The following is a 20,384-nucleotide window of genomic DNA, read 5'->3' on the forward strand; positions in this document are numbered from 1 at the left end:
AAGGAGATCGTGGTCCTGATGCAACAGCATATCCCCCACTGGAACTTCGAGAAGATAGAACGCGGTGGCCATATGGCTCCGCTGACCAGCCCGGACAAAATCAACCCTTTGGTGGAGCGGGCGCTGCTCTGAGTGGTGGCTAAGGGCCCGCAGAGGTTTCCGCTGCGCCGTGTTAAGTCGGCTCCGCGCCGTTTGCGGTCATTACCAAGTTGCGGATCAATGGGCGCATGTCGCCGATCTCGCGACTTTGTGGTATGATCATCTTTGAATGGTCGAAAGGAGTGTGAGTCATGAAACTCCTGATCGTTTCCGCGCTCGGTGCCACACTTCTCGGTTCGCAGGTTCTCGCCGATCCCGCTTCCGAGATTGCCGCCGCAAGTGCGAAGTTCGACGAGGATTTCAACTCGGGCGACGCAGGGCGCATCGCGGCGAACTTCACTGAAGATGCGATCTCTCTCTCGCCCGGCTGGCAATTCGTCAGAGGGCGCGACGGAACCGAGCGTATGTTCACCGCGTTCCTGAAGGCCGGTTTCAGCGACAAGACTTCCACGACCGAGGACCTCGAAATCGTTACGGATGATACCGTGATCGAGGTGTTTTGGGATGAGGTCAGCCGCAAGACCAAGTCAGGTTCGATCGAGCGCGAGTACGACAAGAATCTCCGGGTCTGGCGCAAAGGTAATGACGGTGTCTGGCGTGTACATCGCTGGAGCTGGAACCGCCTGCCCCAAAACCAGTAGGCACAAAGGAATGGGTGAAACCTAAGATGACAAGCCGGTTCGTGCTTCTAGGGGTGGCCCTGTTAATCGCCGAACCGATACTGGCGATCGACTGCGGCGGCGAGGCTCAGCCCTGCAAGATCGCCACAGGGGAATACCACATCGCGGTGCCGGAGGGATGGCAGGGCGGGTCTGCCATTATGCACCTGCACGCCTACGGCAGCAGCGGCGCCAAAGTTCTCGGCAATAGGGATTTCATGGACCGAGCCATGGAGCGGGGCTATGCGGTGATCGCGCCGACAGCACTGCCATGGCACGAGAACAAACCCAACGACTGGGCCGTTCGAGATGGATGGCTCACGTATCCTCGCTCCGATATCGGTTTCCTCCGTGACGTGCTGGCGGATGCTTCGGTCCGTGCAGGCGTGGACCCGGAACGGGTGCTCCTGACCGGGTTCTCCCGCGGCGGATCGATGGTCTGGGACGTAGCGTGTCTCGCGCCGGACTTGGCCCGGGCCTACGCCCCGGTCTCCGGCGGTTTCTGGCTGCCGATGACCGAGGAATGCATGGGTCCTGTGCACCTGCTCCACACCTGTCTGACGTCAGCACCTGTGGGACAGATTTGAGGATTTGAACACCGGAGGGGTTCTGTTTCATCGTAGCCTTCAAGGAGCGAAGATGAACAAGAAGCCCGGCCAATCTCTGGGTCGCGCACAAACGGGTTGCCAGCCTGCTTGCGGAGCCGGGCCTGTATTTCCAGTCGTCGCCGGCATCGGCACTGTTCATCTCGAAAGGGGAGAACGGCAAGCCGATCTACGGTCGTCATTCGGCGCTGAAGTCGATGAGTGAGCTGGAACACGCGGACCTCATCTGCTTCAGGATCACATCCGTAGCTGACCTGGATCGTGTTCTGACTTATTTGCGGATTTGAAGTTGGTGTGAGGCTGAAACCCCGCCCTGGAAGCCACAGAGCCTCAGAGCAACCAGTGACCTGATGCAGCGGATGCCCCCACGCGACGGCATCGAATGAGATGCCCGATACTTGCCTTCACATTCTGGCCAAGGCACTGATGGCAGGAACAGTTCCAAACTCCGGTCCCGCCCATGGCCCGCAAACCCGCCCTTTCCATTGACAAGCTGAAAGACCTCGGCGCGGACAAGCTCGCGCAGCTGGTGCTGGACGAGGCCGAGCGCAACGCGGGTTTCCGGCGGCAGGTCAAGGCAGCGATCGCCGGGAAATCCGGCCCCGAGGCCATTGCCAAGCTGATCGACCGGAGGCTTTCCGGGCTGGAGCGGGCGAAGAGTTTCATCGAATGGGACAAGGCCCGCGCCTTTGCCGACGATCTGCGCAGCCTGACAGATACGATCGCGTCTGAGCTTGGTCCTGCCGCCCCGGCGCTGGCCATAGACCGGCTACTGCGCTTCATCGCCACCCATGAGCAGGTGTTCGAGCGCGTCGACGATTCCTCAGGTCGCGTTCAGGATGTTTACTATCAGGCGATCAACGCGACAGGCGATCTGGCGCAGACACTGACCCCGCCAGAAGCCGACCTGCTGCCCGAGAGGATCATGGCCACGCTTGGCGAAAGCACGCATGGCTATCTGGCCGACTTGACCACGACCGTGGCGCCGCATTTGCCGCAAGACGCCCTGATGCGCTGGGATGCCGATCTGAAAGAGGTCATCGCCGAACGGCAGGCCGGGGAAGCGGCGCGCAAACCGGACGGCTGGTTCTACTCCATGACCTCGCAGTGGACCGGGATGCGTCAGACCATCGCTTCAGCGCGGGGCGATCTCGACCTGCTCATCGCGCTGGAGGAGGAAAAACGCCCGCATATGCAGGACACGCTGGGAATGGCTGCGCAGCTGCTGGAGGCCGGGCGCGCCGCCGAGGCGCTTGACTGGGTGCGCAAACCGGGGCGGCGCGCGTTCGACGAGGCCGACAGCGACATGTCACCGACGCGGGTCAGTCTGGAGGCGCAAATCCTTGAGGCTCTCGATCACAAACCTGCCGCACAGGCACTGCGCTGGCGCTGTTTCGAGGCAGTTCTGTCCGCCGACATCCTGCGTGACTACCTCAAACACCTGCCGGATTTCGAGGACATCGAGGCTGAGGAGCGTGCCCATGCTCTGGCGCTTGAAAGGGCTGACCCCGAGGCTGCGCTGCAATTCTTCCTCGACTGGCCGCGTTTCGATCTGGCCGCAGAACTGATCGTGATGCATCCGCACCGCTGGAACGGCCGCGATTGGCACACCCTGCCCAAGGTCGCGACACTTTTGGAGCACGACTACCCGCTGGCCGCGACGATCCTCTACCGGGCGCTTCTGGACGACATCCTGGACCGCGCGCGCTCCAAGGCTTATTCGCATGGCGCGAAGTATCTGGGGAAACTAACCCTGCTGGCTGGAGACGCAGACCCCGCACGCCCCAGCGGAATTGCCGACCACGCGACTTATCTCGCCGGGCTGAAGAAGACCCACCCGCGCAAATCAGGGTTCTGGGCGCGGATAGGAGACGACAAACCAACGCCGCCACAATCCACCCCCGCGCGTTGTCCCGTATGGGTCAAGGGTGATGATTGAGGACGGCCCATTGCTGCCTCCCGTCGCCGCACGGGTGCCGCGGTGCAGCTTCCCCAGACTTACCGTTGGTATTGCTGCGCAGCATCGGGGGCGGAATCCGCTCTAAGCCGCGCAGATTTTGGAGCCCCCGGCTGTCCTGACGCGGATCAGTCTTTCGCCAGAAGCGCCAAATGATTTAAGGGTCTAATATATACGCCAAGGCTTCGTTTTGCGACGACGCAGGCGGCACCGATATGAGAAATTTAGCATGCCAGTGTTCGACATTCCGACTGACCGTTTGGTCGACTTAACAGATGCGGAGCTTCGCGAATTATTGGCGCGGCTTTGCGAGGCGGAGCGCGAGCGGCAAGGCGGTCATCGAAACGAGGTCCGTTGGGGAGGCAGTCAGACTGCCGCTGACGGAGGACTCGATGTTGTCGTGGAGCCGGTCAAAACGTTTGTGCCGGCCGGCCCGCTCGCACGCCGAGATGCCGGAATCCAGGTCAAGGCAGCCGATCTTGCTGCTGCCGCCATCACGAATGAGATGCGCTATGGGGGCTCACTTCGGCCAGCGATATCTGCACTCGCTGCCGGGAGCGGTTCCTATATCATAGCGAGTGCAGGTGCGAACTGTTCTGAAGCAATGCTTCGACGACGTGTCGATTCGATGCGTGCGGCTGTTGCCGACGATCCCAACGGAGCAGACTTGGACCTGATCTTTCTTGACCGGAAAGCAATCAGTCGATGGGTGAGCGCACATGCTTCGGTGGCCGTGTGGCTACGAAAGCGCCTGACACTTCCCATCCTCGCGGGCTGGCAGCCCTTCGGACGTTGGTCGGCAACACCGGAAGGAGAACCTGACGATCTGATTTGCGAGGCGGGGCTCGTATTTCGCATCGGGCGCGACGATCCGATCCGAGAACTCCCGAATGCACTCGATGCAATCAGAGACCTTGTCCGCGATGGAACTGGTTCTGTGCGCATCGCCGGGCTTTCCGGTATTGGCAAAAGCCGCATCGTGCAGGCGCTTTTCGAGCCGATCGGAGATTTGGCTGCCTTACCTACCTCACATGCTATCTACACGGATTTGGGTCATTCGCCCGACCCAGCGCCCATGGGCATGCTCGAAGCGCTTGTCGACCGTGGTTCTTCAGCAATTTTGGTTGTCGACAATTGTCCACCGGAAACCCACCAAGCATTGGCGCGCAAATTGGCCGAACGGCCGGGACCTGTTCGACTGATCACAGTTGAGTATGACGTCCGCGCCGATAGGCCAGAGGAAACCGATGTCGTCCGCATCGAGGCAGAAGGTTCCGACATTGTCGAGGTCCTTCTCCGCCGTCGCCGCCGTGACCTGTCTTCCGGAGATGCTCGGCGACTCGCGGAACTCGCTCAAGGCAACGCCCGGTTGGGATTCGCCCTCGCCCAAGCTGCACCCCAGACAGGAACCCTCTCGGCCTTCGAGGACTCAGCGCTTTTCGATCGCCTGTTCTGGCAACGCGAGGAACGGAATGAAGAACTGGCACGCGCGGCAGAAGTTCTGTCGCTGGTCTACTCTTTCGAAGTAGACGGCGAGGAGGAACCGGACGAACTGACCTTCCTTGGCTCACTTACTGAATTGTCACGGGGAGCAATGCATCGGCACGCCGCTACCCTTCTCGACCGGGGACTTGCCCAGGCCCGAAGCAGGTGGAGAGCCGTTCTGCCTCACGCTCTCGCAAACCGTCTCGCTGCACAGGCTCTCAAGTCGATACCATGGCGTAGTATCGCGGATGGCTTTGCCGCCAAACTGCGCCTCCGTCGATCGTTCGCTCGACGACTTTCATACCTTCACGATTCAGATGAGGCTCGCCGCATAGTCACTCGGTGGATGGAGGCAGGAGGACCCTTGCATGGTCCGACGCCGGACATGCATGTGCTTGAGGCCGTGTGTCACCTGGTCCCCGATGAGGCGCTGCGGGTCATCGATGGTATGACAGCTGCCCTTCAGGCGGCCCCGGGAGATTTCCATAGCCTCGACAGCTTGACCCGCATGATCTCGCGGATCGCTCATTCCGAGGCCATGTTCCCTCGTGCCTGCGAAAGTCTGGTGACGCTAACCATCGCAGTCGCCGAGCAACGGACATCGAATGCCGACGATGCGTTGAGCAGCCTTTTCGGCCTCTACCTGTCTGGAACGCTGGCCCAGACCGACACGCGCATCCGTGTCGCGCGCCAGTATCTTTTGGCGAACGACCCGAACCACAACGCGCGCGGTATCATCATGCTTCGCTCGGCATTGCGAACGGGCTACTGGTCCTCTTCCATCCTCTCTTACGATGACGCCCGTCCAGATGCGTTCGGATGGGAACCCCATGGGCAAGATGTCGTCGAGTGGTTTACTAAGTGGCTCGATCTGGCGGCAGAGATCGCTCTGGATGGCCCTCTTGCGATCAGAGACAGCGCCCGAAAGGCGCTGGCAGATGAAATCGGTGACATCTGGAGGTGCATCCCCACACTGAGGTCACGGATCGACGAAGTCGCGCGACAACTGCAAGCGGCAGCGCCTTGGGCCGAGGGCCGGCATGCTCTGAAACAGATGCTCCACTATATCCAACGCCGCGGCGAAGAATTTCCCTGCGCCGATACAGAAAATGTCCTGCGCCTCATTGATCACATGGAGCCAGTTGACCTCGAAGCTCGTGTGCGCGCAGAGACGGTCATGGGTTGGGATTTCGACCTCGAAAACGAAGACGAAGACGTGAATGCTGCCGAGGCCCGGCGAGCGAAGCGTTTAGAGCTTCTTGGGCGGGAATTGGCGGCCAACCACGACAGCCTACGCGCTGTGGGTCGTGATCTTCTCGAAGCGGAAGGCGGGTCTTTCTATTCACTCGGCGCCGGACTCGCACATGGGGCCGGTGCCCCCGTCGAGGTATGGGCAGTCCTTCGAGATCTGCACCTTATCGATCCCTCCAGGACACGGCAGACCAGCGTCCTCTCAGGGTTCATTCAACAGCTTGATATCTCGAACTCGGCCGTAGCAGACGAGATTCGCGTTGAATGTCAAGGTATCCCTGCCTTGCGACGAGAATACGGAATCTTCCTCGCGAGGGGTGTGCTGCCCACACAAGAGCTGGAACATGTGATCGAAATCGCAGGGGAGCCGGAGACTTCAGCTTGGCACCTTAGCGATGTCTCCTGGCGCGAAGAGCGCGAGCTGAGTGATGAAGACCGCGTCCGTCTTTTGCGCACCATCCTCGCCAAATCAGGCGGTCCGGAGGAAGTAGTCAATGCACTGACGATGCTCCGATACGTCGAAGGGAACGCCCGGGATCGCTGGCCAGAAGATCTTAGAGAAGTTGGCCTTGATGCGGTGGTTGGGATCATCCGCGCAGAAGATCTTAACCCCACCAAAGATGAGCGTATGTCGCGCGCCATGTCGGCTTGTCTGCGCGGGGACGACGGATCGGGAGCGAGCCGCGTAATGGAGGCGATCGTCGATCGTGCTGCAAGACGATACGGTAGCACCTATGATGTCGAAAGAGCGCTTGCCACACTGGCGGAGCGAGCCCCCGAAGTCTTTCTCGGCCGCGTTTTTTTAGACGAAGCAGATGGACCCTCCATAAGGTTTCAAGACGGCCGACGCCCTGGGCCACTTTCGCACGTGCCGACAGAGGCTCTGATCGAATGGTGCAGACAAAATCCCGATCGTTGGACAAGAGTGGCTCCGCAGATCTCGCCCTTCTCGCGCGGGATCGATGATGAAGGTGAAACCGGCCAGATTTCTCCGCTCGCTTTCGCGTTTCTCGAGGCGGCACCGCGCCCCGAGGACGTGGTGGAGGCATATCTCCAACATCTTGCCCCAATGAGCTGGTCGGGCAGCCGAGCGGCTGTCATGGAGCGCCGTCTCGCTGTGATAGAAACATTGCAGGATCATCCTGCGCCTGAGGTTGGGCACAAGATCTCTCGCCTGGTTCCTGACATCCGCGCCCGAATTGATCGTATCCGTCAGGCCGAGCAGGAGGAAGGCCGGGAGCGAGACCAGCGTTTCGAGTGAGGGCCGTGATGTCTATATATTGCCAAATATGCAGACATTCGTCTTCATTGCAGCGAACTTCTGCTTTCCGCCGACATCGGCATTGTCACTGCGCACGCCCCAACGGATGCCTTCCCCGGATTTCAAACCACGGTTTGTCCGATAGCGGCAATCGCGATCGGGGACGCGCCTAAGGAGCATGGCGAACGGTTAGCCCTTCATTTGCCTCACACCGTTGGAGAGACACCGGAACGATCGCGCGCATCAAATCGCGGCTGATTTCGGGAAACTGGTAGCGGAGGAGGGACTTGAACCCCCGACACGCGGATTATGATTTTCCCTTGAATCAATGGTTTGCGCTATGCTGCGAGAAGATCGCTCTCCATCTTCGCAAACATCTCGAGATCGTCTTCCGGGCTCTCGAAGAGATGCCCGTAGACATCCATGGTCATGGTGATGGATGAATGGCCCAGGATGGACTGGATCTTCTTCGGGGGCCAACCCTGCTCGATGAACAGGGATGCCGCCGCATGTCGCAGAGCATGAAAGCTGAACTTCGGTTTCCCGTCCTCATCGACGATGCCGTTGTTGACCAGCAGCGGAACAAACACCCGGTTGTGGATGTTCGAGTGGTTCTCGACGTTTCCCTTGCCATTCGGAAAGACGAGCGAAAGCTCTCCGTTTGGGCATGTCAACTTCCATGCCTTGAGTGTCGATACCACGGTCGGCGACATCGGGATGACCCTTTTGCTGGTCCGGCTCTTCGGCTTGCCCATCGAATTGAAGCGGTCGGCGCGCTTTTCGACCCGGATCACCGTCTTGTCGAAGTCGACGCAGTCCCATGTCAGCCCCCGTAATTCGCTGATACGCATGCCGGTGAACAGGGCGGTCACGATCAGGGGCCGGTGCTGATCCGGGGCCTTGTCAATCATGGTCCGGATTTCGTCCTTGGTCGGGATCGTGCGCTCCTCGTCCTCGCGCCGGTTCCGCTTGAGCTTGACCTCGCGCGCCACGTTGTGCGCGACCCATTCCCTCTCGACGGCTTCCGAGAGAGCCGACCGGAGACTGGCCAGGACCTTCTTCGTCATCGACCGTGAGACACCCGCATCCTGCAAGTCATCGACGAATTCCCGCACATCGCCGCGGCTGATCTCGGCGACCAGTAGCCCTCCGATCTTCTTGTCGATGTGATGCATGACATGACCGCGATAGCTGCGGATCGTCGCCCGTTCGAGCCCGTTTCGCTCGCAGGTCTTGAGCCAGCTTTCGCAAGCGTCGCGGATCGTCTTCCCTGAACTTCTCATACCGTTTTCCCCTTATGTTGTCGTCTGATCGCATTATACGACAAGCGGAGTCCCCTGTCGGGCACAATCCCACGTCCTTGAGCAGAAAAGTGCTTCCTAAACAGATGGTTGCCATGCCATGATTTTAGGAGAACAGGCCTGGTGGTTGGTTCCGAATGCCCGGAGTCCCGTGCTAAACCCGTGCTAAACCCGTAAGGATTCGACTGGTTTCTTACGGGGATGCGGATTATGGTACACACGCGTAGAAGCAACGTGTGCGTATGAACAAGAAATCCGCCCTAGGATATCTGCTGATGAGCTATGGCCGCGGCACAATGGTCCCGCCGAAACGAAACCCGCTGCTCAGAGGCAAGTGCTCTGCGTCGCAGGCGCGAAACTCAGGTTACGCCCCACCAGCGCAGGGTCCGCTCACAGTGGTTTCGGATTGCACTGATCGCGGTCTCGGCGTCACCGCATTGCAGCGCGTCGATGATGGCGAGATGCTCTTCCATTGCCGAAGCGATCCTGTCCTGGAGAAACGGCCGCGCGTTCTGGATAATGGCGATGCGCATCCGGTTTGCCGCATAGGCGTCTGCCAGATGTGAATTGCCGAGACCTTCGGCCAGATAATCATGAAGCGACAGATCGACCTCGATGGCCTTCGGGGGCAAATCTCTGGCGCGATCTGTCCGGGCGGCGTTCCGCATCTCCTCGTGCCGCCCCTGCAACGCATTCAACCCGGACAAGTTGCGGCCGGCGATCCGCCGTCGCGCACCCTCCTGATCCAGGGCCATCCGGAAATCGAGACATTCCCGGATCGTTTCAGGCCGCACCTCCATCACTTGTACGCCGCGTTTGGGCAACGTCGCCAACAGGCTCCGAGACCCGGCCTGCTTCACCGCCTCGCGAATGGCGGAGATTGGAAATCCCAGAATTTCAACAAGTTGTGACATGGACAGAAACTGCCCGCCGCGCAACTTTCCCGTCCGCAATGCGATCCAGAGCGCCTCCTGCGCCTGTTCAGCCATCAGCTGATTCTCGTTCGCCCGGTTCATTGCCGATCTCCTCGTCAGGCATTTCTATTTGTTCACATAAAGTGTTACTTGAAGTTCTTAATAGTCTCTCTGGTAGAATAATTGCTAAAATGTCAGTTGCAAGGTCAATGTCATGCGATATTGGCAAGACACCGCACGCCGCCCGGAGGCGGCCACAGGGAGGAGAAACATGGCTTCAATTGATCATCCTCATGTCGCACATGGCGGCACGCTCGACCCCGAGGGCAATGCCCTCAATCCCGTCGGTGACGACGAAAAGACCTGGGGATGGTTCGCCATCTTCAACATCTGGGCCAACGACGTGCAGTCCCTCTTTGGCTACTCTCTCGTGGCGTCACTGTTCATTTCATTCGGCGTCGGCGGCTGGACAGCCTTCGCCGCGCTGATCTTCGCAGGCCTGTTCACCATGTGGATGGTGAACCTGTCGGGCGCGCCCGGGGAGAAGTACGGTATTCCCTATCCGGTGCTGGCGCGTGCGAGCCTTGGAACTCAGGGCGCAAAGTTGCCAGCGGTGCTTCGGGCAACGGTCGCGGTCTTCTGGTACGGCGTGCAAGTTTACTTCGCATCGACCGCGCTGGCCCTGCTGATCCGTTCGATCACCGGCATCCAGGGTGGCTCGGAAACCCTGGGGCTCACCGGTATCGACTGGCTTTCCTTCGTGATCGTCTGGGCTTTTCATATCGTGATCTTCTGGCGCGGCATGAATTGGGTCGAGACCTTCCTGAACATCGCCGGTCCCTTTGTCTATCTGGTTATGATCGGCCTCGTCATCCTGCTCTGGCAGCGCTCTGACGGTCAGCTTCTTTCGGCGACGGCGACGATCTTCGCCAACCCGGAAGGTACCTTCGCCACCGAATTCAAGGGGTTCGTCGCCATCGTCGGCACGATGGTCGCCTATTTTGCCGCCGTGATGATCAATTTCAGCGACTTCTCGCGATATGCAAAGGACAAGCCGACCATGATCCTGGGCAACCTTGCCGGACTGCCGTTCAACATGATCCTGTTCTCGGCGCTCGCGCTGCTGACGACCGGCGGCGCGGCCGTGGTCTTCGGTGAGGAGATCATCAATCCGACCGAGATCGTCGCACGCACGGACAGTGTGCTTCTGGGCGTGATCGCGGCCATCACCTTTTTCGCCGCCACGGTCGGCATCAACCTGGTTGCGAACTTTATTCCGGCGGTGAACGGCATCGCCAACCTGGCGCCAGAGAAGATCAGCTTCCGCAAGGCAGGTCTGATCACATCGCTGTTCGCGCTGGTGATCGGCGGGTTCTGGAACAGCTTCATCAGCCAGTTTGGAATCAGCGGGTTTGTCAATACGCTGGGAGCGACTCTGGCGCCGATCTTCGGCATCATGATCGTCGACTATTACTTTCACCGGAAAGAGCACCTGAGCGAAGCCGATCTCTACGACATGGAGGGCGGCATCTATCACTACGAAAATGGCTGGAACAGCGCGGCGGTCAAAGCTTTCGGCTTGGCAGCAGTCTTCTCGGTGGCGACCGTCTGGGTTCCGTGGTTTGCGTTCCTGTCGGGTTACAACTGGGTAATCGGTGCGATCCTTGGCGGTGTGATCTATAACCGTATGGCCAAGAATGGCGTGAAGGTCTGACAATTACTTGGTATCATGGTCAGGGCCGACGGAGTTTGACCTTCGCCGGCCTTGGCATGTATCGGCTTTCATCCGGCTTCTTGCCTCCTGATCCGGGTAGATTGTCGGTACGGCGCGAACAGGTCTGCATTGTGGTTCCAGGCGATGATCGCCCTGCGCTCGTTGCCTTCCATGACCGCTCGTGTCCACCATTTCAAGCTGTCGCCAGCATGCATCGTGTTGAAGAAATTCCGGATGGCCACGCCCGTCAGAACGTTCAACACCGCGATGAGGCAGGTGTATTCGGTGGCATAGGTCCGCGCGTATGCGCTGCGAGCTCGGAGCCGACTTGCGGTAGGGCCGCTTCAGCGCCTGAGGGGCTGAAATCCGGCACCGACCAGTCCAACCTTGTTAGCCGCAGCAGGCTCTCGACGAACCCGGTCGTCTGACGCAACGCCGCGCCGAAGGGTATCTTCCCCTTTGAATTTCCAACCAAGGTTTGTTGGGTATGCGTAAGGATTCGACTTTATTCTTACGGGGGTTACGGGTGGAGATACACACGCGTAGTAACAACCTGTGTGTATGAACAAGAAATCCGCCCTGGGATATCTGCTGCTGAGCTATGGCCCGCGCCACAATGGTCCCGCCGAAACCAAACCCGCCGCGCAGAGCCAAGTGCGGCGCATTTCGGCGTTCCTGGGGCCCGAGTGCGAGATCACATGGGTGTCCGATTATGCCCGGCAAGTCGGTTCACTCGACGACCTGCCGAGCTTGAAGCGTGTCCTTTCGGAACTCCGGCGATCGGGAAGCAGGACGGCCATAGCCATCGACGAACTTCGGCGTGTGTTTCGCCGCGTCCCGGACGAGCATGCTTTGAACCTTCTCAACGAGATCCTCGAATTCGGAGATCACATCCTGGATGTCAGCTATGGACGCCGTCTGAGCAAACTCCCGGCATCGAGCCAGGAGTACATCGCCGTCTCGAACTCCCGAAGAGAAGCACTGCGAAAGCTTGAGAGGAGCGTGACAGCAGACGGGAAGCTGAACAGAACCACGAAGAAGGCCACGCAGGTGTCGGCCAGGGCCAAGGCGAGGCGAGCCGACAGAACCGCGCATCTGCTTGATGACCTGCGCAGGGAGCTGGCCAACGACACGTTCACTCCCTCCGTGTCCGACCTGGCGCGTGTTGCCAACGAACGCGGGCTCCGAACGGCCACGGGAAAGGCATGGACCGGCTCGACCGTGGGACGGATGCTCAGGCGGCTTGAGTGAAGCGCAGTTGTTGAGTGTGACATAAGGCATCCAAAGGTGGTTTTAGCGAGCTCGGCCCTTCCGCGGCTCCCATCACATCTGCGCGTCGGAGCTCACGGTCGGTTTTTGCCGCTACGCGACTGCGCTGCCATCTTCGTTCCAGTCTGCCCAGCCCGGGAAATGTAGGGGTTCGGTATGATCGAGGTTCGAGAGGAACGATTGCCAATCTGTCAGGTTTAATCTCAACCTGTGATGCAGGCTGCTCTCGTCCTCGTAGCTGTAGCCATGCCCCTGCACACCGTAGGAGATGAAGGGGGGCAGGACTGAGAAGCCCATGTAATGCATCGAATAGTGAATGGGCCATAGCATCGTGTCAAAGTCACCGCCCCGACTGCCCGGGCCGAAGGCCGCGCGAGGCGCACCCGTTGTGACGGCGGCCAGCGCGCGCCTGCCCCGGAAGTAGCCAGCGTCGTAGCGCATCCGGCTGGTGTAAAGGCCACCGCTCACGAATACCCGGTCCATCCAACCTTTCAGCATGGCCGGCGGTCCGTGCCACCAGAGCGGGAATTGCAGGATGACAAGATCGGCACGCTCCAGGTTGTCGATCTCTGCCGCGACATCCTCCGGCAATGTACCGATCGTCCACGCGTGACGCTGCTCATTGAGGGCCGCGAAGCTGCCCGTCTCGGCCCGGTTGGCATAATGGCCGGCGTGCTCGACCGGGTCGAAGCCTGTTCGGTAGAGATCGCTCACCGTCACTGTGCCGCCGGCCTCTCGCAGCGCGCGTTCGGCACTTCGCGTGAGCGCGCCATTGTAGGACTTGGGCTCAGGGTGAGCATGAACGATATGGGTATGCATCTGCTGGTCTCCGTAATCTGTTCGCATTTGCCCTGACATTGAGTGTTCATTTTTGATACGTCTTCAGAAGATTTCGAAAGCTGGTCTTTCACAGATGAACAAGAAGCTGGACTGGAACGACTACGAGATCGTCCTGCGGATCGCCGATGCCGGCTCTCTGTCCAAGGCGGCGCACCTCGCGGGAACGAGCCATCCAACGATGTTCCGCAAGATAAATGCCGTCGAAGAGAGACTCGGCGTTCGGCTCTTCGACCGGTTCCGGACGGGCTACCAACCGACGGCGGCCGGGGACGAGATCGTGTCTGCCGCCCGACGGATCGCCGCACTTACCAACGACACCGAGCGACGCGTGTCAGGACGTGACCTGCGACCGTCCGGAGTGGTGCGCGTGGCAACCACCGACACCTTGCTCTTCGGAGTGCTCGCGCCCGAGATCGCGCGCTTCAGGCAGTTGCAGCCCGAGATCACCCTGGACGTGGTCGTGTCGAACGAAGTATTCGACCTCTCGCTCCGCGAGGCGGATATTGCTATCCGGCCAGCCTCCTCCCCGGACGATCACCTCGTCGGGCGAAAACTGGGGCTCATCCGACAGGCTGTCTATGCCCACCGCTCGCTCGACTTTGGAGATACGCCGAGACCACCGTTGGAGACCTTGGACTGGGTCGGGCCGAGTTCGTCCATGGCCTATGGTCAGCTTCACGCATGGATGCGCAGGACTGGTTGCGATGAGGCTTGTGTCTGCCGGATGGATAGCATGCTCGGCATGTATGCGGCGGTCCGATACGGGATCGGGGTTGCGATCCTGCCTTGCTATCTCGCCGATGCCGACAGCGAGCTGACGCGTCTAGGCGAGTCGATTGATGGTGTCGCCGTCGATCTCTGGCTTCTGACGCATCCCGATCTTCGCCGCACAGCGCGCGTGCGTGCGGTTCTTGACCATTTCTCTGAGTCTGCCTTGCTGTTGTGAACGGATGAAGGAAACCTGATAGACGCCGCTCGCTGCTCCCAGGTTACATGGACCAGGGTGGAAATCCGACTTTCTCGGTGAGTGCAGGCGGGCCATCCGGCATCACCCGATCGCCATTCAAGTGCGACGCCATCTCGACCTGCGTCGCACCGGAGAAGTTGGTCGGGGTGCGCGGCCATACCCGGTTTCATCTCATTGTCCCGCGCCGGTCCGTGAAAGGCGACGCTCTATTAGGGCGAAGTGCCCGCTTTATGCTACGATTCCTCTGCATGGATGGGGGTCCCGATGACTGATTTTGCGGAATTCGCGGAGCGTGAACGCGCCGGCTGGCAGGACGCGGAGATCGTCGTAGCCTACGTTGAATACATCGCACCGCTGACCGAACGCGCTGGCGAGCAGGCGCTCATGGCGTTGAACATCGCCCCCGACACCGAAGTCCTCGACCTTTGTTGTGGACAGGGAGAAATGACGCGTCGCGCCTGCGAGTTATCCGAGAATGTAGCGGGCCTCGACTTCTCGGAGACAATGCTGGAACGCGCCGCGCGAGTCGCACCAATGGCCGACCTGCGCGAGGGCGACGCGGCGGCGATGCCCTACGCAGATGCGTCCTTCGACGCAGTTCTCTGCAATTTCGGAATTCCGCACGTACCCGACCGGACGGCGGTGCTTTCTGAAATCGCGCGCGTGTTGCGACCGGGTGGCCGGGTCGCACTTACATCGTGGGTGGGTCCCGATGGGTCGGCCGCGTTCGCCACTGCCGTGACTGCCATCCAGGGGATGGCCGGGCCGCCGTCGATTCCTCAACCTGACTTCTTCGAGTTCTCGAGAGGCGATGCAGCGGAAACTCGTCTTTCCCAGGCTGGATTCCAGCTCCAGTCCCATGAGGTGATTCCGCTCGTCCTTGATCTCGATAGGCCCGATGGACTGTTCCAGCTTTTTGCGAACGCAACCGTCGGTATCCGGATGCTGATCCAGAGCCAAGAGCCGCCGGTCGTGGATGCGATCCGCGACGCAATGGCAGCCGAGGTCGAACGTGAATATCGCGTGCCCGAAGGCTATCGAGTTGCCATGCCGGCAACGATCACCGTCGCCTCGCTCCAGTAGGCCGTGGCATGTCTCGATGCAACATCGGAAAACGTCATGCCTCGAGGAAAGGCGAGTACGCCGCATATCAGGCCTAACGCCGGTGTTCGCTGCGCGCAGATCCGATCGACCTTTCACTCAGCGTTGCGGCGCGGTTGCGTCGGCTGAAGGACAGGATGGGCAGACTGCAATAACCGCCATCGGGAAAAAGGGCTAGAACCGGATCTGCGGCTGCGCGGCATCCTCTCGTTACTGTTCCCGGACCCGGTAAGCTTAAGAATGGCTCGGAGCAGGCACGGTGTCCCGTCTGAACGGTTAACCGACTTGACCCCTGGTCGGTCCTTGGCCTGGCATGGAGCCGAGCGAAGGCCGATGCGCGACCTGAACAAATCCCGGCAAATTCGGCAACTGGAGGGCGGAATCAGTGTAGGGTGCATCATTGGCCGAGGAGGGACCCCCCAATGAAAGTAGCGGTTGTGCAGCACCCGCCTGTCTATCTGGACAAGGCAAGATCAATTGAACGCGCCATTGATCTGATCGCAGAGGCCGCAGCAGAGGGCTGCGGGTTGATCGTATTCCCCGAGGCCTGGCTTCCCGGCTATCCCACCTTTGTCTGGCGACTGTCACCGGGAGCCGACATGAAGAAAACAGATGAACTTTTCGCGCTTTCGCAGGCGAACTCGATCGACCTCGGCAAGGATGACCTTGCGCCTCTCAAGGAGGCAGCACGCGAACACGCCATGGTTGTCGTGATCGGTCACCAAGAGATTGATGGGGCCGTGAGCGGCAGCACACTATTCAACAGCGTTGCCATCATTGATGCCGATGGTCGGCTTCTGAACAACCACCGAAAGCTCATGCCGACAAATCCCGAGCGCATGGTTTGGGGGTTCGGCGATGGATCGACGCTAAAGGTCGTTGAAACCGCCGTGGGCCGGGTGGGCGCTCTGATCTGTTGGGAAAACTTCATGCCTCTGGCCCGGTTTGCCCTCTATGCGCAGAATATCGACATCTACGCTGCTCCGACCTGGGACAGCGGGGACTCATGGCTGGCCACCATGCGGCATATCGCGAGAGAAGGCGGTTGCTGGGTCATAGGTTGCGCGACCTCGATCGAGGCCGCTGATGTTCCCGAGACAGTCCCGTATCGCGAAGAACTGTTTCCCAACGCCGACGAATGGATCAATCCCGGAGACGCGGTTGTGTTTCAACCCTTCGGAGGCCCGATGGCAGGGCCTATGCACAAGGAAAAGGGGTTGCTGATCGCGGATATCGATGTGCCCGCCGCGCGTGCATCGAGACGCAAGTTCGATGTGGCCGGGCATTATGCACGGCCGGACGTGTTCAGCTTGAGGGTAAACCGGTCGCGGCAGTCGCCGATAGACTTTGAATAGACGAAGCTTACGTGAAGCATACTCCGATTGGCCCGCCCCCTTACCAAGTACGTGTGTCGGATGGATTCTGCGAAGAACCCTACACGCCTTCATCTCCAAGAGCACCGGCGCTGGTCAGGCGTTCCACTACCCGATCCGCCATATCCGCGCAGCGTTTCCCATCGAAGGGAAAGATGGCGTCGAAACCACCCTGCACCCGCCGCTCCAACTCGACCTTCAACCACTTGCGCGCCCTAAAAAGTCGTGTCTTGACAGTAACAGGATTGAGTTCGAGGTCTTTTGCGATCTCTTTGACCGCCATGCCCTCGGTTTCGCGCAAGATAAAGACCAGCCGTAACTCCGGCGGCAGACAGGTGACCGTCTCTTCGAGCAGCCGCCGCAACTGATGACGTCCAAGCTGGGCCTCTGCGGTTCCTGACGCCTGACCCGGAAAGGGCAGAATTGAAGCGTGTTTGCTTTCGTTCACCGTATCGTACTCCTCTTCGGGACGTTCCCGGCGCAGGCGCGTCAATGCATTGTTGATCGCGATCCGCGTTATCCAGGTCGAAAACGCGGACCCGCCTTGAAAGCTGTCCATATTCGTGAACGCCGTGAGGTAGGTCTCCTGAACCACATCCTCGGCTTTGGCATCGCTTGAAACGATCCCGCGTGCAACTCGGAAGAGGCGCGGATTATTGCGGCGGATCAGTTCACGCACAGCAGCCTCTGATCTTTCCGCGGCAGCCGCCACAAGTTGCGCTTCGGTCGCACCGGGACCCATCCCTCGAGATTGTGCGCGAGTGGGCGCTTTGGGTGCGGGACTCATTGTGCTTCCCTTTGCAGAATCCGGTCCTTCGCAAGTATATCATCCACCGACGGAAATCCGGCGAGCACTTCGGGGTCCAGATCGTCACTGTCCGGGACCGGCGCCTCCCAGCCCGGGTCGCCGGGGCGCCCCACGACGATCCGGCCAACCATGCCGGCCATTTCGTGCGGAACGCAGTAGTAATCATAGACACCGGGAGCCGTCAGCGTGATCTCGAAACTTTCGCCCGGCAGGAGGAAATCGCTGTCCCACGCTTCAGCGCGCCCGGGAATGCGTCGCTGCCTGTCATAGATGTCCGGATGATATGCGGTCGCGGTATGGCTGTTGCCGGGGTCGTGGTTCACGAACCTCAGGGTCGTTCCGGGTGACACCGCAAGACCAACGGGCGCGAACCAGACTCGCTCGCCCCGGGCCGTGCCCTGCATTTCGATGGTCTCGACCTGCATCGCCCGCCCCGTGCCGGGCAGACCGAGGGTGGCAATAATGCCACCCCCTGCCAGGAGAAATTGCCTGCGCGCCAGCATCACTCGGCAAGCCTCGACCTGGCGTCTTCGTCATGGAAAAGCACGACATGGGCATGCGGTTCGTCCACACCGGGATGTCCCGCATTGTAATAGATGTCGACGGACGACACGGTGTGATTGCCAACACCCAGTCCATTGTAGGACGTACCATTCCGCAAATCTTCCAGCGGCGTCATGTAGACCGTGGCGGATAGCTTCCCGTCATGGTCGTAGGCCAGGAAAGGGCCGGCTGGAAGCGTGTCGGGATTGACGAAGAGCGTTCCAAGACCGGGGATGAATTCCGGCAGCGGCAGAGCATCGCTGACCTGGATGTAGGGCTCACCCGGAGGCGACATCTGCAAAGCCTCCTCATCATGAGCGAAGGTGCTGCTGGCAGAGAAGGCGATGGCGGCGGCGGCCGCGAAGCAAGTTGTTCTCATGTCGATTCCTTTCATGTTCTGGCGGTCCCGCACTTGCGGGCACCTGTCTCTTTGATGCGCCAGAACCAAAAAGGTTCGCAGATTTCTCCCCGCGTGATCCTCCCCAACTGAAGTGGCCGGCCTTAACGTCTTGGAAAACAGGGGATCGGAATTGTGATGAAGAGAAATGAGCCCGACCACTTGGTGGGGCTAATCAGAGTCTTGAACGGGTTCGAGACGGAACCTCCGAGAAACTGTTTGTGCTTCTGGTGAGGGTGGGGGAGGTCATGCCTGTATAGGCGTCAGCGTCGTCTGCAGCCTGTGCGCGGTGTGGCTGCGGTCATGGACGTCGTCCCGCTTGCGCCACATCCAGACCGTCTGCTCGGAGATACCGTAGCGCTTCGCCACCATCCAGGCCGGCTCCGAGCTTGCCTGGATCGCAGCCCGGATCTTCGGTGTCATCGTCGCCTGCTTGTGAGGAGAGATCAGCATGCTCGTCCCCCGTCCCGAACCTCACCCAGGATCGATCTTGCCATGAAGAGCGCAGAGCGGCGAGGGCCTATGCGATCGTCCGGGATAGGACAGTTAGGGCGATGACGCTAGATCGATGCAATTGCTTTTGATGCCTGCACAATGGCTTTGTATGTCAGATCGAGATCCTCCTCTGTCAGGGCCAGGGATGGATAAAGTTTTCCCGGTGACTTGAAAACCGCGTGACGCCGAAGAGCGGCGTTCCAGGTTTCATTAACGCCTAGGTTGCGGTGCTGGGCGGTGCGATAGTCGATGCAGTCGGCATCGGTGAAATAAACATCAAATAACGTCGGGTCGCCACAGATGCGATATGCGATGCCCGTTTCGGTCAAGGCCTTGCTTTGCATGTCAATGAGGCGTTGACCCACATCTCGCAACCGGTCGTATTGGCCAGGACGCCGCAACACCTCCATTGTCTTGAGCCCGGCGGCGGCGGCAACGGGGTTGCCTGATAACGTGCCCAGTTGCATTAGCCATTTCTCAGCCCCGACAGTGGCTTTGTCGAAATGCGCCATGATCTCTGCGCTCGCGCCCAGCGCAGCCAGGGGAAAACCCCCACCGATGATCTTGCCCAGCGTGCAGATGTCCGGCGTCACGCCATAGCGCTCCTGCGCGCCACCATAGGCGAGGCGAAAGCCGGTCACGATCTCGTCGAAGATCAAGAGCACGCCATGCTTGTCACAGAGATTGCGCAGCCCGTGCAAGAATCCGGGCTGCGCCGGAATGATCCGTTGCAACGGCTCGGCGATGATAGCGGCTATGTCGTCATGTTCGGTCAGGAGTGAGGCCACTGCATCGAGATCATTGAATGGGGCGATTAACATTTCATCGGCCACACCCTGCGGGATGCCGGCGCTATCGGGGACCGGCGTTGGGAAGTTGACCCGCTTGACGGGCGATAGGCTCATTTGCGCCTCGGCAGACATACCATGATAACCGCCTTCGAATTTGAGAATCTTGGTCTTGCCGGTATAGGCGCGGGCAAGCCGGATGGCGTACATGTCGGCCTCGCCGCCGGAGGTGACGAAGCGCACTTGCTCGCAGCACGGCACCGCGTCGACGATCGCCTCGGCCAGTTCGATCCCCTTCGCGTTGTTGGCAAAGAAGGTCATGCCTCTGGGGAGCTGCTTCAGCACTGCCTCCATCACCTCAGGGTGGCCATGACCCAGCAGCATGGGGCCGGAGCCGATCAGGTAATCCACGTATTCGTTGCCATCCTCGTCCCAGACGCGGGAGCCATTACCGCGCGCGATCACGATGCCGGAATCGAAGTTGCCGAAACCGGCGGCGGGTAGGACGGCGCGGGCTCGGTCGATCCATTCGGCTTGGCTGTGTGTTCTTTGCATGG

At 60.0% G+C, this 20,384-nt stretch carries 16 protein-coding genes and 2 pseudogenes; 9 read left to right on the plus strand and 9 right to left on the minus strand.

From position 1 onward, the window contains the following. Positions 1 to 290: 290 nt before the first annotated feature. The 4 genes from DDZ14_RS17310 to DDZ14_RS19495 all read left to right on the plus strand — a co-directional run bounded on the left by DDZ14_RS17310 (position 291) and on the right by DDZ14_RS19495 (position 7,317). Entirely contained in the window at positions 291 to 740 is a 450-nt protein-coding gene (locus DDZ14_RS17310; RefSeq protein ID WP_109426238.1) for an SgcJ/EcaC family oxidoreductase, read from the plus strand. A 26-nt stretch (positions 741 to 766) separates the two neighbouring features. Further along, positions 767 to 1,345, plus strand: a complete 579-nt coding sequence (locus DDZ14_RS17315) for a PHB depolymerase family esterase (protein WP_109426239.1) — start codon at positions 767 to 769, stop codon at positions 1,343 to 1,345. Between the two features lie 478 nt (positions 1,346 to 1,823). Beyond that, positions 1,824 to 3,302, plus strand: a complete 1,479-nt coding sequence (locus DDZ14_RS17320) for a DUF6880 family protein (protein ID WP_109426240.1) — start codon at positions 1,824 to 1,826, stop codon at positions 3,300 to 3,302. A gap of 247 nt (positions 3,303 to 3,549) precedes the next feature. Further along, positions 3,550 to 7,317 (plus strand): ATP-binding protein, encoded by a 3,768-nt coding sequence (locus DDZ14_RS19495; protein WP_146193175.1) that lies wholly within the window; start codon positions 3,550 to 3,552, stop codon positions 7,315 to 7,317. 338 nt (positions 7,318 to 7,655) lie between these two features. On the opposite strand, the gene DDZ14_RS17335 is transcribed toward DDZ14_RS19495, so the two are convergent. Together DDZ14_RS17335 and DDZ14_RS17340 are read right to left on the minus strand one after the other, a co-directional pair. After that, positions 7,656 to 8,600, minus strand: coding sequence for a site-specific integrase (locus DDZ14_RS17335; protein ID WP_109426243.1), 945 nt, complete (start codon positions 8,598 to 8,600; stop codon positions 7,656 to 7,658). Between the two features lie 377 nt (positions 8,601 to 8,977). After that, positions 8,978 to 9,634: a GntR family transcriptional regulator gene (locus DDZ14_RS17340; protein WP_109426244.1), complete on the minus strand. Its 657-nt coding sequence runs from the start codon at positions 9,632 to 9,634 to the stop codon at positions 8,978 to 8,980. A gap of 169 nt (positions 9,635 to 9,803) precedes the next feature. On the opposite strand from DDZ14_RS17340, the gene DDZ14_RS17345 reads away from it, so the two are divergent. Next, positions 9,804 to 11,246 (plus strand): NCS1 family nucleobase:cation symporter-1, encoded by a 1,443-nt coding sequence (locus tag DDZ14_RS17345; RefSeq protein ID WP_109426245.1) that lies wholly within the window; start codon positions 9,804 to 9,806, stop codon positions 11,244 to 11,246. Positions 11,247 to 11,604: 358 nt separating this feature from the next. Here the strand turns inward: DDZ14_RS17345 and DDZ14_RS17355 are convergent. Continuing rightward, positions 11,605 to 11,700: pseudogene (locus DDZ14_RS17355) on the minus strand (transposase); the annotation flags it as partial. 107 nt (positions 11,701 to 11,807) lie between these two features. Between DDZ14_RS17355 and DDZ14_RS17360 the strand changes: the two are divergent. Then, on the plus strand, positions 11,808 to 12,497 hold the full coding sequence (locus tag DDZ14_RS17360) for a hypothetical protein (RefSeq protein WP_109426247.1): 690 nt from the start codon (positions 11,808 to 11,810) through the stop codon (positions 12,495 to 12,497). Between the two features lie 111 nt (positions 12,498 to 12,608). Here the strand turns inward: DDZ14_RS17360 and DDZ14_RS17365 are convergent, their stop codons facing one another. Continuing rightward, complete coding sequence (locus tag DDZ14_RS17365) at positions 12,609 to 13,334, minus strand: NAD(P)H-dependent oxidoreductase (protein ID WP_109426271.1); 726 nt, start codon at positions 13,332 to 13,334, stop codon at positions 12,609 to 12,611. A gap of 94 nt (positions 13,335 to 13,428) precedes the next feature. Between DDZ14_RS17365 and DDZ14_RS17370 the strand changes: the two genes are divergently transcribed. From DDZ14_RS17370 to DDZ14_RS17380, 3 genes are all read left to right on the plus strand, one after another. Next, the gene (locus tag DDZ14_RS17370; RefSeq protein WP_109426248.1) at positions 13,429 to 14,301 is read left to right on the plus strand and encodes a LysR family transcriptional regulator; all 873 of its coding nucleotides are present in this window, start codon (positions 13,429 to 13,431) and stop codon (positions 14,299 to 14,301) included. A gap of 285 nt (positions 14,302 to 14,586) precedes the next feature. Further along, the gene (locus DDZ14_RS17375; protein WP_158275556.1) at positions 14,587 to 15,405 is read left to right on the plus strand and encodes a class I SAM-dependent methyltransferase; all 819 of its coding nucleotides are present in this window, start codon (positions 14,587 to 14,589) and stop codon (positions 15,403 to 15,405) included. A 440-nt stretch (positions 15,406 to 15,845) separates the two neighbouring features. Then, positions 15,846 to 16,778, plus strand: a complete 933-nt coding sequence (locus DDZ14_RS17380; RefSeq protein WP_109426250.1) for a carbon-nitrogen hydrolase family protein — start codon at positions 15,846 to 15,848, stop codon at positions 16,776 to 16,778. Between the two features lie 79 nt (positions 16,779 to 16,857). Here DDZ14_RS17380 and DDZ14_RS17385 read toward each other — a convergent pair whose 3' ends face one another. The 5 genes and pseudogenes from DDZ14_RS17385 to DDZ14_RS17405 form a co-directional block, all read right to left on the minus strand. Then, positions 16,858 to 17,583: an RNA polymerase sigma factor gene (locus DDZ14_RS17385; RefSeq protein WP_109426251.1), complete on the minus strand. Its 726-nt coding sequence runs from the start codon at positions 17,581 to 17,583 to the stop codon at positions 16,858 to 16,860. Continuing rightward, positions 17,580 to 18,107: a plastocyanin/azurin family copper-binding protein gene (locus tag DDZ14_RS17390; protein ID WP_109426252.1), complete on the minus strand. Its 528-nt coding sequence runs from the start codon at positions 18,105 to 18,107 to the stop codon at positions 17,580 to 17,582. The genes DDZ14_RS17385 and DDZ14_RS17390 overlap by 4 nt, the downstream gene beginning before the upstream one ends. Next, positions 18,107 to 18,526, minus strand: a complete 420-nt coding sequence (locus tag DDZ14_RS17395) for a hypothetical protein (protein ID WP_109426272.1) — start codon at positions 18,524 to 18,526, stop codon at positions 18,107 to 18,109. The genes DDZ14_RS17390 and DDZ14_RS17395 overlap by 1 nt, the downstream gene beginning before the upstream one ends. Before the next feature lie 270 nt (positions 18,527 to 18,796). Then, positions 18,797 to 18,997 (minus strand): annotated as a pseudogene (locus DDZ14_RS17400) (IS481 family transposase); the annotation flags it as partial. A 107-nt stretch (positions 18,998 to 19,104) separates the two neighbouring features. Continuing rightward, positions 19,105 to 20,382 (minus strand): aspartate aminotransferase family protein, encoded by a 1,278-nt coding sequence (locus tag DDZ14_RS17405; protein ID WP_109426253.1) that lies wholly within the window; start codon positions 20,380 to 20,382, stop codon positions 19,105 to 19,107. Positions 20,383 to 20,384 lie beyond the last annotated feature (2 nt).

This window comes from Maritimibacter sp. 55A14 (genome assembly GCF_003122205.1).
In the GTDB taxonomy this organism is placed as follows: domain Bacteria; phylum Pseudomonadota; class Alphaproteobacteria; order Rhodobacterales; family Rhodobacteraceae; genus QEYE01.

Bases quoted from the DNA above. Each gene is read 5' to 3' on its own strand.
- DDZ14_RS17320 (WP_109426240.1), top strand. From the start codon at position 1,824: ATGGCCCGCAAACCCGCCCTTTCCATTGACAAGCTGAAAGACCTCGGC.
- DDZ14_RS17310 (WP_109426238.1), top strand. From the start codon at position 291: ATGAAACTCCTGATCGTTTCCGCGCTCGGTGCCACACTTCTCGGTTCG.
- DDZ14_RS17370 (WP_109426248.1), top strand. From the start codon at position 13,429: ATGAACAAGAAGCTGGACTGGAACGACTACGAGATCGTCCTGCGGATC.
- DDZ14_RS17365 (WP_109426271.1), bottom strand. From the start codon at position 13,334: ATGCATACCCATATCGTTCATGCTCACCCTGAGCCCAAGTCCTACAAT.
- DDZ14_RS17405 (WP_109426253.1), bottom strand. From the start codon at position 20,382: ATGCAAAGAACACACAGCCAAGCCGAATGGATCGACCGAGCCCGCGCC.
- DDZ14_RS17335 (WP_109426243.1), bottom strand. From the start codon at position 8,600: ATGAGAAGTTCAGGGAAGACGATCCGCGACGCTTGCGAAAGCTGGCTC.
- DDZ14_RS17315 (WP_109426239.1), top strand. From the start codon at position 767: ATGACAAGCCGGTTCGTGCTTCTAGGGGTGGCCCTGTTAATCGCCGAA.
- DDZ14_RS17360 (WP_109426247.1), top strand. From the start codon at position 11,808: ATGAACAAGAAATCCGCCCTGGGATATCTGCTGCTGAGCTATGGCCCG.
- DDZ14_RS17345 (WP_109426245.1), top strand. From the start codon at position 9,804: ATGGCTTCAATTGATCATCCTCATGTCGCACATGGCGGCACGCTCGAC.
- DDZ14_RS19495 (WP_146193175.1), top strand. From the start codon at position 3,550: ATGCCAGTGTTCGACATTCCGACTGACCGTTTGGTCGACTTAACAGAT.
- DDZ14_RS17340 (WP_109426244.1), bottom strand. From the start codon at position 9,634: ATGAACCGGGCGAACGAGAATCAGCTGATGGCTGAACAGGCGCAGGAG.
- DDZ14_RS17375 (WP_158275556.1), top strand. From the start codon at position 14,587: ATGACTGATTTTGCGGAATTCGCGGAGCGTGAACGCGCCGGCTGGCAG.
- DDZ14_RS17390 (WP_109426252.1), bottom strand. From the start codon at position 18,107: ATGCTGGCGCGCAGGCAATTTCTCCTGGCAGGGGGTGGCATTATTGCC.
- DDZ14_RS17380 (WP_109426250.1), top strand. From the start codon at position 15,846: ATGAAAGTAGCGGTTGTGCAGCACCCGCCTGTCTATCTGGACAAGGCA.
- DDZ14_RS17385 (WP_109426251.1), bottom strand. From the start codon at position 17,583: ATGAGTCCCGCACCCAAAGCGCCCACTCGCGCACAATCTCGAGGGATG.
- DDZ14_RS17395 (WP_109426272.1), bottom strand. From the start codon at position 18,526: ATGAGAACAACTTGCTTCGCGGCCGCCGCCGCCATCGCCTTCTCTGCC.